The 12916-nt window shown below is 61.5% G+C and carries 12 protein-coding genes and 1 tRNA gene; 9 read left to right on the top strand and 4 right to left on the bottom strand.

Translation table 11 applies throughout. The annotated features are described in order from the left end of the window. A partial coding sequence (gene lepA / locus CTR53_RS16360) for a translation elongation factor 4 (protein WP_290815749.1) occupies window positions 1-1282 on the top strand: 1282 nt, incomplete at its 5' end. Between the two features lie 47 nt (window positions 1283-1329). Here the strand turns inward: lepA and CTR53_RS16355 are convergent. Beyond that, window positions 1330-1653: a hypothetical protein gene (locus tag CTR53_RS16355; RefSeq protein WP_290815746.1), complete on the bottom strand. Its 324-nt coding sequence runs from the start codon at window positions 1651-1653 to the stop codon at window positions 1330-1332. A 112-nt stretch (window positions 1654-1765) separates the two neighbouring features. Between CTR53_RS16355 and CTR53_RS16350 the strand changes: the two genes are divergently transcribed. Next, window positions 1766-1856 (top strand) — tRNA-Ser (locus tag CTR53_RS16350). A gap of 245 nt (window positions 1857-2101) precedes the next feature. Here the strand turns inward: CTR53_RS16350 and CTR53_RS16345 are convergent. From CTR53_RS16345 to CTR53_RS16335, 3 genes are all read right to left on the bottom strand, one after another. Then, on the bottom strand, window positions 2102-3247 hold the full coding sequence (locus CTR53_RS16345; RefSeq protein ID WP_290815743.1) for a recombinase family protein: 1146 nt from the start codon (window positions 3245-3247) through the stop codon (window positions 2102-2104). 543 nt (window positions 3248-3790) lie between these two features. Next, complete coding sequence (locus tag CTR53_RS16340) at window positions 3791-4585, bottom strand: hypothetical protein (protein ID WP_290815740.1); 795 nt, start codon at window positions 4583-4585, stop codon at window positions 3791-3793. Between the two features lie 208 nt (window positions 4586-4793). Continuing rightward, window positions 4794-5927, bottom strand: a complete 1134-nt coding sequence (locus CTR53_RS16335) for a LacI family DNA-binding transcriptional regulator (RefSeq protein ID WP_290815737.1) — start codon at window positions 5925-5927, stop codon at window positions 4794-4796. 521 nt (window positions 5928-6448) lie between these two features. On the opposite strand from CTR53_RS16335, the gene CTR53_RS16330 reads away from it, so the two are divergent. The 7 genes from CTR53_RS16330 (at window position 6449) to CTR53_RS16300 (ending at window position 12902) form a co-directional block, all read left to right on the top strand. Further along, entirely contained in the window at window positions 6449-7555 is a 1107-nt protein-coding gene (locus CTR53_RS16330; RefSeq protein WP_290815734.1) for a CoA transferase, read from the top strand. Beyond that, window positions 7552-8781 (top strand): CaiB/BaiF CoA-transferase family protein, encoded by a 1230-nt coding sequence (locus CTR53_RS16325; protein ID WP_290815731.1) that lies wholly within the window; start codon window positions 7552-7554, stop codon window positions 8779-8781. The genes CTR53_RS16330 and CTR53_RS16325 overlap by 4 nt, the downstream gene beginning before the upstream one ends. A 78-nt stretch (window positions 8782-8859) precedes the next feature. Continuing rightward, window positions 8860-9969, top strand: a complete 1110-nt coding sequence (locus CTR53_RS16320) for a thiolase family protein (protein WP_290815728.1) — start codon at window positions 8860-8862, stop codon at window positions 9967-9969. Window positions 9970-10012: 43 nt separating this feature from the next. Continuing rightward, window positions 10013-10399, top strand: a complete 387-nt coding sequence (locus CTR53_RS16315) for an OB-fold domain-containing protein (RefSeq protein WP_290815725.1) — start codon at window positions 10013-10015, stop codon at window positions 10397-10399. A 67-nt stretch (window positions 10400-10466) separates the two neighbouring features. After that, window positions 10467-11204 (top strand): enoyl-CoA hydratase/isomerase family protein, encoded by a 738-nt coding sequence (locus CTR53_RS16310; RefSeq protein ID WP_290815722.1) that lies wholly within the window; start codon window positions 10467-10469, stop codon window positions 11202-11204. 148 nt (window positions 11205-11352) lie between these two features. After that, window positions 11353-12054 (top strand): ABC transporter ATP-binding protein, encoded by a 702-nt coding sequence (locus CTR53_RS16305; protein ID WP_290815720.1) that lies wholly within the window; start codon window positions 11353-11355, stop codon window positions 12052-12054. Further along, entirely contained in the window at window positions 12054-12902 is an 849-nt protein-coding gene (locus CTR53_RS16300; protein ID WP_290815717.1) for an ABC transporter permease, read from the top strand. The genes CTR53_RS16305 and CTR53_RS16300 overlap by 1 nt, the downstream gene beginning before the upstream one ends. The last annotated feature ends 14 nt before the right edge of the window (window positions 12903-12916 follow it).

Raw genomic sequence — 12916 nt, 5'->3', positions numbered from 1 at the left:
CCTGGTGCTGGAAGCGCTGGTCAATCGTCTGCCGGCGCCCAAGGGCGACCGCAATGCGCCGCTGAAAGCCCTGCTGGTGGATTCCTGGTACGACGCCTATCTGGGCGTCGTCGTGCTGTTCCGCGTGGTCGATGGCGTGCTGAAGAAGGGCATGAAGATCAAGTTCATGTCGTCTGGCGCCGTGCATCCTGTCGAGCGCGTCGGCGTCACCACGCCGAAGAAGGTCATGGTCGATGAACTCGGCCCCGGCGAGATGGGCTTCTTCACCGCCGCGATCAAGGAAGTCGCCGACACCAGCGTCGGCGACACCATCACCGAAGACAGGCGCCCCGCCGCCGCGGCGCTGCCGGGCTTCAAGCCGTCGGTGCCGGTGGTGTTCTGCGGCCTGTATCCGATCGACGCCGGCGCTTTCCCCGAACTGCGCGAAAGCCTGGGCAAGCTGCGGCTCAACGATGCCAGCTTCCATTTCGAGATGGAAAGTTCGGCCGCACTGGGCTTCGGCTTCCGCTGCGGCTTCCTCGGGCTGCTGCATCTGGAAATCATCCAGGAGCGCCTGGAGCGCGAATTCAATCTCGACCTGATCACCACGGCACCGAGCGTGATCTATCACGTCTACAAGATCGATGGTTCGATGGAAGAGGTGCACAATCCGGCCGACATGCCGGACACCATGCAGATCGACCATATCGACGAACCGTGGATCAGGGCCACCGTGATGGTGCCCGATGAATATCTCGGCGCGATTCTGAAACTCTGCGAAGACAAGCGTGGCCGCCAGGTCGAGCTGACCTATGCCGGCAACCGCGCCATGGTGGTCTATCGCCTGCCGCTCAATGAAGTGGTGTTCGATTTCTACGACCGGCTCAAGTCGGTCAGCCGCGGCTATGCCAGCTTCGATTACGCCATGGATGGCTACGAGGTCGGCAACTTGGTGAAGATGACCATTCTGGTCAACAACGAGAATGTCGATGCGCTGGCCACCATCGTCAACGCTGGCCGTGCCGAAGCGCGCGGTCGCCAGCTCTGCGAGCGGCTCAAGGAACTGATCCCGCGCCAGATGTTCAAGATCGCCATCCAGGCTGCCATCGGCGGACGCATCGTGGCGCGCGAGGATATCTCGGCGCTGCGCAAGGACGTGCTGGCGAAATGCTACGGCGGCGACGTCAGCCGCAAGCGCAAGCTGCTGGAGAAGCAGAAAGAGGGCAAGAAGCGCATGCGCAATGTCGGCAATGTCGAGATTCCGCAGGAAGCCTTCATCGCTGCCCTTAAAATCTCGGACTGACGTCCGAGCGGGCCGCGCTCAGGATTTCGGACAACTGAGCCGAAGCTTTACGACAGGGCCCCGAACCGCTGGCGCCGTTTCGATCCGCGCCGGCGGAAGATCAGCAGCAGCACCAGGCCGAAGATGCCGAGCACGGCCACGGCCGGCCAGCGCAGGACGGTGGCCAGGCCCGGATCCCACAGCACCGGCGGCAGGTAATCGTGGCCAATCGTCTGCAGCAAGTTCCAGGTCGGCGGGTCGAGCCGGGCCCAGAAATCGCCCAGCGAGATGAGATTCATCATGCCGGTTTCGAGCCAGCGCAAACCGTCGCCGCCCAGCGCCAGCAGCGCCACGGCCATCAACAGCCAGCCCAGAATGCGTCCCAGCAGCACGGTTTTCCCCCTCGGCTCTGGTCAGTGAATCAGCCTGTTCGGTCAGCATGTTAAGCCAAAGGCCGGGCCGATTGCAAATTCGCGGCCGGCGGGTATAGTGCCGGCCCGCGCTGGAGAGATGGCCGAGCGGTCGAAGGCGCACGCCTGGAAAGTGTGTATACCTCAAAAGGGTATCGTGGGTTCGAATCCCACTCTCTCCGCCACCTAGTCAGCCCCTGGAGAACAGGTTCTCCGTGGGGCGCCAAATGATCAAACATTCCGCGCGCTTTGCGCAGATATGGCCCCGGAGATCGACGCTTCGGGGCGGCATTTTGGCCGCCATTGGCTGGCTGAATGGCCGGTTTTCTCCGGACCCCTACCACGAAGTCTCGTTTTGAATTCGAGGCGCCGAACGAGCGCGGGCGGCGCGAGGCCGAGCTCGCATCATTCCCCAGATTTTGAATGAGCATTAGGCGGCGGCGAAGCCGAACATGCGCCGCTGGTCGGTCCAATTCGGCGGAATGGTCCGCATCATGTCCTTGAGCATCAGGCTCTGCGGCTGGCGGCCATCGAGGATGGCTTCGGTGATGTCCGGTGCCAGATAAGCCAGCCTGATAATGTCGGTGACGTAGCCGCGGCTGAACCCTTCGACCGTAGCGACATCCTTCAGCGATTTAACCTTGCCGGCCTGTAACTGCTTGGCCCAGGCATGCGCTCGGGTCAGCGCCTTGATGAGTGCCGGATCGCGGCGAGGCTTTTCATTTCCTGCCTGCCCATCATTGATGATCAGCTTGGTCTCGCTGCCGATCCTGCGGAAGCTGGCTTTGAAGGTCATGGAATAAATCTGCTCCTTTGATCCTCGAGACCGGCTGCTATCACTCAGACCGCAGGTAGCGGCTAGACCGATCTTATCGATCTGGAGAGTTAACTCCTCCTGACCGACAATAACTTTGTGGACGATACGCTTAAGTACATCTGCGGCTTCCTGAGGCGATCCGATTAATGCCTCGCGAGCGTTGAGCGCGTGTCCTTCGGTCAATCCATCGATACTCAGAATCTCCGTCAATCGCTGTGGTGAGTTCAGAATGCCTACAAGGTGGTCGATGATGAGCTGCTCCAGGTCACCTGCAGCCACACGGATCGCACGCAGATCTTGTCCATGGTTCTTTGCCGGCCCAGAGACATAGTAGCGATATCGCAGGCCGTTCTTATTCGTATGACTGGGGGATAGGCGGCGGCCATAGTGGTCATAAACCAAGCCGGCCAACAGGCTGGGATCCTGGGTCCGGCTCTTGGTGATGTGATCCTGACGGTTGGTCGATATCAGGGCTTGGACTTTGTTGAAGACACCCTGATCGACAATGGCAGTGTGCTCACCAGGGTAAGATTTCCCCTTATGAACAGCCTCACCGATATAGGCGCGGTTCTTGAGGATGTAGTAGAGCATGCCTCGGGTGTAAGGCGTGCCACCCATCTCCCGCCCGGTCTTGCTGATGCGCGCCTTGGTCTTGATCCCCTCCCGGTCCAGTTCGGACTTGAGGAGCGAGGCATTGCCGAGTTCCAGATAGCGATCGAAAATCCATCGTACGAACTTGGCGTCAGTCTGATTGACCATCAGCTTCCGGTTACCCTACTCCAAACCGAAGTGGATCTATCATGCGCTATCGCGGCACGATTCCAGTGTGCTACGCCTATTCAATAATGTATTCGGCTCGCATCACCTGACACCAGCCAGGTTGGAGGCAGATACGCAAGAATTTGTCTCTTGTGTTCTAGACGAATTGCCGCAGGAGAAGCTAAGTCAGCAGCAAACGCTGCGCCGAGGGGTTTGGCAAATGCGGAAGCACCTGCGGGACGCAGTATCAGTCAGTGGAGAACCCGCTGCTGGTCGTTGTCCTCTGATGGTCGGCATCTCGTTTGGTCTGGAGGCAGTGTGCAACGAATGGGGTACGCCCTACAACTCTCTAATGGACATCTCGGATATTGCGGAGCGACATAGGTCTACAAAGAGTGCGGTAAGCTTACTCTTCCCTCACGGTGTACTGAATAGGGCTGCTGTAGTCAGTGGGCATAATGCAGCCGTCGAATTCTGCAGTACGGTCGTCGATGAGTTTTCTGACGAATAGTGCTTCCCTCACGCGAAGCTGGGTTACTACTTCTATTGAGCCTTGTCAGTTGCTTGGAACTCCTCCACACCCTGCTCAATCGCTTGGCGGATCTCGCGCAGCATAAAGTCAGCCGTGGTGATGTCGTCCCGTTTGAGAGATGCAAGACGTTGGTAATCTTCAAACGACGTAGCTTCGCGGAGTGCTGCCCGGTCGGCGGCGAGCAGTTTGTGGTGATACATGATAAATTCGGTCTGTTTGCGTTCTAAGGCGATCATGGCCTCCGCAGCTGCTGGGGGCATGAGGGCGCGCCACTTTTGCTCGAGCTTACGGTCATCGGCGATACTGGCATCGGCCAGTTCCACACCGGCCTTGTCCAAGACGTAGCGGGTTTGTGACTGGGCCCATTCAGGCATCTGTGCCGAGGGCAATGTTGGGGGCTGCGGCTGATGCTGGGCCAGTGCTGTGACCGCCCAGGCCGGGCAGTTGCGACTGCTGGGCCGGGCCGGACTGATCAGCCAGGATTGCACCGTACGGGTGGTGACGGGGTTGCCAGAGCTTTGCGCAATCAAACTGGCGGCGCGGCTGGTGCTGCCACCGGCATGCGATTGCACCAAGGTGGCGAGTTCGCGGCGGCGTTGGTTTTCGGCGCGCGCCGCTGGCAGCTCGGCGCGTAATTCAGTTTTGAGGGCGTTGAGACGGGCCGGCGACCAGGGGCCATGATCGGCGGGTGGCACCAACTCGAAGTCGTCGGGGATCCCGATGCCAGCAGCGCCACGGATGTGGAACAGCACGCCGCTTGATTCATGCAGCGCTTCGCGGCGCCAATCGTCGATCTTCCAGCCCATCGGGTCCTCACAGCCTCTCCGCACAGATCCGCACGCAATTCATACTATGTGCGGTATTGTGCGCATATGTGCGGTGCTGCCGTCAAGCTGGGATTTTAGGCCGGATTTCCGGGGATTACGGATTTTCCAGAATTGAATGTTATCTGGCTCGCGCAACTGGGCGCGTCGGGGCGTTTCAATTCCACATCGGCCGCTGTACCGGCAGTCTCTAGGTGCTTTCGCGCTGGATGATCTCGAATTTCAGGTCGACGACGCTGCCTTTCAGGTGGTCAGCGCGATCCAGGATGCGGCTGATCAGCATCTGCGCAGCCCTTACGCCGATGTCGTAGCGCGGCAGGCGCAGTGTCGTCACCGTCGGCGACAGATGATGCAGCATCTCGATATCGTCGAAACTGGCAAGCGCGATCCGGCCCGGCATATTCCAGCCGCGCTTCTGGCATTCGAAAAACGCGCCTGCGGCCAGTAATCCGCCGCCGCAGAATAATGCATCGACTTCAGGCACGGCTTCGACGGCGTGGGCCACGGCTTCCGCGCCGGCCGCCATGCCGCGCGCCGTATCGATGATGAGGCGCGGATCGGGTGTCTGTCCGAGCTGTTTGAGCGCTTCGAGATAGCCTTCACGGCGGTCGCGCGAACGGTCGTTGTTGCGGGTATCCAGGCAGGCGAAGGCGATCTTCTTGTAGCCGAGCCGGCCCAGATACAGCGTCATCGCCTTGGCCGCTTCGCTGTTGGAATAGCTGACCGCCATGTCGAGCGGTCGTCGCGGCAGGTTGCCGCTTTCGACCACCGGCACATCGGAAGCGCGGATCATCGCGCGCGCTTCCTCGGTATGTTCGGTATTGTAGAGGATCAGTCCGCCGACGCGGTGGCCGAGGAAGGTTTTGATGACCTCTTCCTCTTCGTCTTCATCATGCCCGCATTCGGCGACCATGAGCTGGAAGCCGGAACGCCGGATCACTTCGGAAAGCCCCTTCACCGTCTGGGTGTAGATGAAGTTGTCGACACTCGGCACGATCAGGCCGATGGTGGTCGAGCGCGTCGACGACAGGCTGCGCGCCAGGTGATTGGGCAGGTAGCCGATTTCCTTCACCGCGGTAATCACGCGTTCGCGCATCTCGGCGGAGACGCGATCAGGATCGCTCAGCGCGCGCGACACCGTCATGGTCGACACGCCAGCGCGTTTTGCGACATCGCGCATGCGGGCATTGACGCCACCGCTCCGTCGCTTGGCCGACGCGTTTTCCAGCAGGCCGTTTTGCGTATCATCTGCCGCCGACTGGCCGGGGGCAGTGTCGCCCGATTCCCTGGCCGCTTTTTTGGTATCCGTATCAGACTCGTCCATCAGGCCAGATCCTCAAGAAGTCTCGTCTGTTATTCCGATCCGCGCGGCCAGCGAAAGCCCTTGCGCGCCAATATGGTCGGCAAAACCAGAATTCTCTGCTTTCCCCCTGTCGAACGGCTGTTTTCAGCCCTGACTCGACCCTCGCTATTATGTTAGCGATACCAAATATTCTATTCACCCGCATAGGTATACGCCAGCCCTGTAACCTCAAATTCGTCATAACTGCTATGGCTGACCCCTCAATATCGTATATTTTCAGGCATATAGCGCCAATTCCGGTCGTGGGCCTTACCCTTGTAAAGGTACCGGTACCAGATTTTCAATTGACAGTCTCGTCTGAACGGCGCTGAGATACCCCTGACTGAAGTGACAAAGCCTGTTGGTCATAAGCAGGAAAATGCTTCTAGGGTAGGAAATTTTATGAGTATCTCGATCATTCGGGCATCTTGCCCGGCCCGGGGCATCAGCCTTGAAAAAAAAGGTACCGGTACCAAGATCATCCTGACCCTGAGGGTCCGGACATGACCCGGGCCGTGCAGCAGCAGTCATTCCGCGTTGTCGAGCTGGGAACCGACCCTGGCCTGGCACTGTGCGGGAAATGGCTCGGCGCGCTGGGCGGCACGGTTCTTCGGGTCGACGAAGCCGGCCATCCGATGGCCATGCGCCCGCTGGAAGCTGCCCCGGTCAATCAGGCTGAAAACCCGCTCGATCTTTATCTGAATGCCGGCAAAGAGCGCTGCACGCTTGATCTCGATGACGCGAAAGACCGCGCGACATTGGCGGGGCTGCTGGCTGCGGCCGATGTCTTCATCACGTCGCTCGAGCCGGCTCGGCTAACCGAACTGGGGCTCGATGCCGCATCGCTCGGCAATCATGCGCTGACCATGGGGCGGACTTCTCTGTTCGGCGACCGCGGCGCTTATGCCGGCCTCAAGGGCAATGACCTTCAGGCGCTGGCGCTGTCGGGCCTGCTGTACATCGTCGGCGAACCCGACCGGGCGCCGCTGCCGCTGCCGGGCGTGCAGGCCAGCTACTCCGCAGGCCTCGCGCTGCTGTCGGGCGTCATGGTCTGCGTCTGGGCGGCGGACCGCAAACGCGCATTCCGCGAGATCGTTACCTCGGGTGTGCGCGCCTGCGCCTATCTCGATTGGAAAAGTCAGATCTATTTCGAAGCCGAAGGCAAAGTGCTGGTGCGCGGTTCGGATCGCGGACCGATCGTGGTGCGCTGCGCCGACGGCTATCTCGGCTTCTACTATCGCCCGGGCGACTGGGAGAATGTGAAGCGGGTGATCGGCGGCACCGCGCTGAACGACGAACGGTTCGCCACGCAGGCCGCGCGCGACAAGAACCGTGCAGAACTACGTGAGGCGATGGAACAGGAACTGGCCAACCGCCGCAAGGCGCAGGTCTATGCCGCCAGCCAGGCGGCGAATATCCCCGTCGGCGAAGTGCTGTCGCTCACCGAAACGCTCGCCGACAAGCAATACGACGCGCGCGGCTTCTGGCAGGAGACCGAGATTGCGGGTCACGGCACCTGTCGCATGCCGGCGATGCCGTGGACGGTCAACGGTGCACGGCAATCGCTCAATAGCGATGCGCCTGCAGTGGTTGCAGGAGCAGCACAATGAGCGCGGCGGGTATGCTCGACGATCTCGTGGTGGTCGATCTCTCCGGCATTACGGCGGGCGGTCGCTCGACGCAGCTGCTGGCCGATTTCGGCGCCGACGTGATCAAGGTCGAGTCCTACGACCGGCCCGACACTTTCCGCAACTGGGCCGCCGTCACCGGCGCTGCCGAGGCCGGCGATCTGTCGAGCCCGCCGTTCCGCGTGGTCGGTCGCAACAAGCGGGCCATTGCCGTCGATCTGCGCGATCCGGCCGGCCTTGAAGTGGCCAGGCGCCTGGTCGAGAAGGCCGACATCGTGGTGGAGAATTTCCGCCGCGGCGTGCTTGAGAAGCTCAATCTCGGCTTTGAGCAGCTGCGCCGCTGGAATCCGCGCATCGTGCTGCTGTCGCTGTCGAGTCAGGGCAGCGCCGGTCCGTCGCGCAACTACATCTCCTATGGCGTGACGCTGGAAGCGCTCGGCGGCCTGATGTCCATGACCGGTTATGGCGACGGCGTGCCGGTCTGGACCACACCCAAGGTGAATTATCCCGACCAGATCGTCGCCATACTGGGGCCGACGCTGGCGGTGGCGGCGGTGCGCGAAAGCCGCCGCACCGGTCGCGGCGCATGGCTCGATCTGTCGCAGCGCGAACTGGTGACGGCGTTGCTGGGCGAATCGGTGCTGCAATCCGAACTGACCGGCCAGCCGGCGGTGGCTCCGCAGCAGGAACTGGCGGGCGACGGCATCGTCGTGCAGGCTGCGGGTGACGACGCCTGGATCGCCGTCACGGCATCGGGCCAGGATATGGCCGTGCTGCTGGCGTACCTGGAAGCACATGCCGATGCACAGGACAAGGCCGCAGCCGTTACGACGCCGGCCGCGCAGCGCGCCGAAGCACTGCTACGGGCCTGGGCGCGCAAGCAGGACAAGTTTGCTGCCATGGCGGCGCTGCAGGCAGCAGACATTGCCTGTGCGGCGGTACTGACCGCGAAAGATGTGGTCGAGCAGGGCGCTGCGCGCGACGACGGCCTCTACCTGCAGGTGCCGCTTCCCAATGGCGACAAGGTTGAATCCCAGGTCGGCTGGCCATTTGAGATCACGCCGAACCAGGGTGGCGCCCGCATCCGCCGGCGCGCACCGCATATCGGCGAACACAGCAGCGACATCCTGCGCAGCCTCGGCTTTGCCGAGGCCGAAATCCGGCAGCTGATCGACAGCAAGATCGTGCACCAGCCGGCGGCGAACTGAACACCGCGTACCTGACGTGATGGAGAGAAGGCAAAGATGACTTCGTGGACAGCAAGAGACAAAGTTGCGGTTATCGGTGTGGGCACAACGAGCTTCGGTGACCTGTACAAGACGCGCGACAAGTTCCGTTCCGATTACGATCTGGCGGCCGAGGCCTTCAAGGTCGCGGTGGCCGATGCCGGCATCGACCGCGCCGAAATCGACGGCCTGCTGACGGCGCGCGTGCCGTCCTACCAGCATATGGCCGACATCCTGGGCATGCGGCGCCCCAAGCTGAGCTACGGCTTCGAGCAGGCCGGGCGCATGAGTGCGCTGGCCGTGCAGGCGGCGATCAACGCGATCGCCACCGGTCATTGCGAAACCGTCGCGCTGGTCTATGGCAACAACGGCCGCTCGGTCGGCGCGCAATACGGCGGCGGCGAACCGACCACCCCGACCGGGCAATACGATGCCGCCTATGGCATGACCTCGGCCGGCGCCTATGTGGGACTGATGTACGAGCGCTATCGCCAGCTCAACAATGTGCCTGACGACGGCCTGGCGGCGGTCTCGATCAACAACCGCAACCATGCCAAGCTGAATCCCAATGCGGTGATGCATGACGATCTCGACGCCAGCATCTACATGGAATCGCGCTTCGTCGCCGAACCGCTGCGGCTTTACGATTACTGCCTGATCAATGACGGCGGCGTCGCTCTGATCCTGACCTCGGTGGAGCGGGCGAAAAAGCTGGGCAAGCCGGTCATCGCCTTCAGCGGCACGGCGGCCTGCGGTGACCTGACCAACTTCTACACCAGCGACGACTACTATTACGAGTCCTGCAAAAGTGTCGCCGACCGCGTCTACCAGCAGGCCGGCACCAAGCCGCGCGACATCGATGTCGCGCAGATCTACGACAACTTTACGCCAACCATCCTGTTCTCGCTGGAAGGCTTCGGCTTCTGCAACCGCGGCGAGGCGCATCGCTGGGTGCGCGACGGTCGCATCGGCCTGGGCGGCGAGCTGCCGGTGAATACCAGCGGCGGCCATACCTCGGAAAGCTACATGCAGGGGTGGGCGATGCATGTCGAAGCCGTGCGCCAGCTGCGCGGCGAATGCGGGGCCCGGCAGGTCAAGGATGCCGAGATCGCGCAGTACATCTGTGCCGCGCCGGTTTCGAGTTCGCACATCTTGCGTCGCATTGCCTGATGCGATGCCGGCGCCACACGAAAGCAGAGAAGCGGAGCGCGTTATGAATCTTCACGAGGAATACTGGGCCAACCTGGAACAGGGCGAATTCAAAATCCGCCGGTGCAATCAGTGCAGCAAGTGGCAGTTCCCCGCCATGACGCGCTGCCAGCATTGCCTGGGCGAAGACCTCTCCTGGCAGAAGCCGTCGGGTCGGGGCCAGGTCTGGTCCTGGATCAAAGTCCACAAGCCATATTTCAAGGATTACGCCGATGAGGTGCCGTATCTCGTCGCGATGATCAAACTGGAAGAAGGGCCGCTGATGATCAGCTCCCTGACCGACGTCAAGGTTCCCGTCGTCAAATGCGGAACGCCGGTCAGCATGGTCATCAAGAAAGGACGCGGCGGCAAGCCGATGCCCTACTTCCAGATGCCATCTGGCCCGGCCTGACCGCGGGCGAGAAAGTCTCCCCAGATCCCTGACACGCAAAACCGATCACACGACAAAGGCAAAAAAGATGAGCGAACTGGTTTTAGTCGAACGGCATGACACGCATGTGGTGATGACGCTGAATCGCCCCGACAAGCGCAACGCCGTGAATATCGAACTGGCGGATGAAATCATCCGCACGTTGGGAACGTTGGAAGATGTGCCCGTCATCGTCGTCACCGGTGCTGGTCCTGCTTTCTGCGCCGGCGTCGATCTGAAGGAGCGCGTGCGCACCTGGTCGACCAGCCTGGGCGCGCATCGCGGCCAGTATTGGGTCGAGGTCAACGACGTGATCCGCAAGCATCCCGCCGTCTTCATCGCAGCGGTGAATGGCTTTGCGCTCGGCGGCGGTCTCACGCTGGTCAACAACTGCGAACTTGCCATCGCGTCTGAAGCTGCATCTTTCGGCATGCCGGAATTGAGCTTCGGTGTTTTCCCCGGTCTTGCCGGTCCGACGACGATGGCGCGCATCAAGCCGAAACATTCGGCAGAAATGATTTTCACCGCGAAGCGTATCGACCCTGCAACCGCACATCGGTGGGGTATCGTCAACGAGGTTGTACCGGCTGAAAAGCTGATGGCGCGCGCCAACGAACTGGCGGCAGGAATTGGAAAGTGGAACAATATCACGCTCGGCTTCGCCAAGCGCGCGTATCGCGAGCTGACCGAGAAGGGATGGTCGGATGGCATCGACTACGCCAACCAGATCACCTCGCTGATCGTGGCCCAGCGCACGCTGGCCGATACTCCCAAAAGCACAGCCTGAACGGCTGTACTTCCACCATAGGGCGAAGCCAAGGACAGAACGAGGAACCCATCCAAAAACGCAAACTGGAAGTCTAGGGGTGTAGATGGATCGAGCAATAACAATATCCGGTGTCGACAAGACATATGTAGGCCGTCAGGGCCAGGCCGTGCCCGCGCTGTCCGGTATGAATCTGCATATCGGCGCAGGCGAGTTTGTATCGCTGCTGGGTCCCAGCGGTTGCGGCAAGTCGACGCTGCTCAAGATTATTGCCGGTCTGACGCGGCCGAGTGCGGGCGCGATCAGGATTGGTGCCGATTCCGTGTCGGGGCCGAGCGATTTTGCCAGCCTGGTGTTCCAGAAGGCGACGCTGCTGCGCTGGCGCACGATTCTCGACAACGTGCTGCTGCATGCCGACATTCATGGCGGCCGCAACCCGGAGAATATTGCGCTGGCGCGTTCGCTGCTCGACCTGGTCGGCCTCGGTGCCTTCACCAACGCTTATCCTGATGAGCTGTCCGGCGGCATGCAGCAGCGCGCCGCCATCGTACGTGCCTTGATGTCGCGGCCGGAACTGCTGCTGATGGACGAACCGTTCGGCGCGCTGGACGAATTCACCCGCGAAGCATTGAACGACATGGTGCTGCGCCTGTGGGAGGAAGAGCGGAAAACCGTGATCTTCGTGACCCACAGCGTTGCCGAGGCGGTGTTCCTGTCGGACCGCATCGTCATCATGGGTGCTCGCCCGGGCCGCATCATCACAGTGATGGATGTCGACCTGCCGCGTCCGCGCCCGGAAAACATCCGTACAGCGCCGGAATTCTATCAACTCGTGGCGAAAGTCCGCGAAGTCATGGGGGGCACGCACTGATGCTGAGCCCGAAACCCGAACTCATGCAGCCTGCAGTCCATTCCGCTGCCGACAAGGCCACCGCAGCAGTAACGAAGGACGACGCCATGGAGCGCGGCCATCCGCGCTGGCTGGCGGTCGTTCTGGCCATCGTCCTGCCGATCGTGGTCATCGCGGTCTGGCAGTTCGTCTACGACGCCAAGGTGGTTTCGCCGCTGGTCATCCCGCGGCCGCTCGATGTCGTGACCGCGTTATGGTCCGGCCTCGTCGATGGCGTCTGGTGGCGGCATATCGCTGCCACGATCCAGGCCACCGTGCTCGCCTTTGCGGTCGGCTTCTTGGCGGCGATTGTCGTCGGCTCGTGTTTCGCCTTCAGCGCGCTGGCCCGCGAGACGCTGTATCCCTACATCATCGCCATCCAGTCTTTCCCGAAAGTGGCGGTGGCGCCGTTGCTGGTCGTCTGGCTCGGCTACGGGCTGGCGCCCAAGGTCGCCATCGGCGGTCTGCTCGCCTTCTTCCCGATCTTCACCAGCACGCTTGCCGGCCTGCTGGAAGTCGACCGCGATGAAGTCGATCTGTTCAAGTCGGTGCGCGCCCGCTGGTATCACCAGTTGCGCTATCTCCGCATCCCCAACGCACTGTCCTACATCTTTCCGGCTTTGAATGTCGCGGCGGTGAATGCGCTGCTCGGCGTGATCGTCGGCGAGCTGGTGGGCACTGATGCGGGGCTCGGCTACCTGATTTCGCAGAAATCGTTCCTCGGCGACACGGCAGGCGTATTCGGCGTACTGACCCTGCTGGCGCTGATCGGCGTCTCGATGTTCGTCCTGATCCGCCTCGCCGAGCGGGCCACAAAATTTAGCAGATAACAAAAACCGAAGGA

This window comes from Ferrovibrio sp., from assembly GCF_002796975.1.
In the GTDB taxonomy this organism is placed as follows: Bacteria; Pseudomonadota; Alphaproteobacteria; order Ferrovibrionales; family Ferrovibrionaceae; genus Ferrovibrio.
The sequence above is the reverse complement of the archived record's forward strand: the minus strand, read 5'-3'. Positions and strand labels throughout refer to the sequence as shown.

Coding starts and splice junctions, on each gene's coding strand:
- CTR53_RS16315 (WP_290815725.1), top strand. CDS start 10,013: ATGAATCTTCACGAGGAATACTGGGCCAACCTGGAACAGGGCGAATTC.
- CTR53_RS16335 (WP_290815737.1), bottom strand. CDS start 5,927: ATGGACGAGTCTGATACGGATACCAAAAAAGCGGCCAGGGAATCGGGC.
- CTR53_RS16340 (WP_290815740.1), bottom strand. CDS start 4,585: ATGGGCTGGAAGATCGACGATTGGCGCCGCGAAGCGCTGCATGAATCA.
- CTR53_RS16310 (WP_290815722.1), top strand. CDS start 10,467: ATGAGCGAACTGGTTTTAGTCGAACGGCATGACACGCATGTGGTGATG.
- CTR53_RS16345 (WP_290815743.1), bottom strand. CDS start 3,247: ATGGTCAATCAGACTGACGCCAAGTTCGTACGATGGATTTTCGATCGC.
- CTR53_RS16300 (WP_290815717.1), top strand. CDS start 12,054: ATGCTGAGCCCGAAACCCGAACTCATGCAGCCTGCAGTCCATTCCGCT.
- CTR53_RS16330 (WP_290815734.1), top strand. CDS start 6,449: ATGACCCGGGCCGTGCAGCAGCAGTCATTCCGCGTTGTCGAGCTGGGA.
- CTR53_RS16325 (WP_290815731.1), top strand. CDS start 7,552: ATGAGCGCGGCGGGTATGCTCGACGATCTCGTGGTGGTCGATCTCTCC.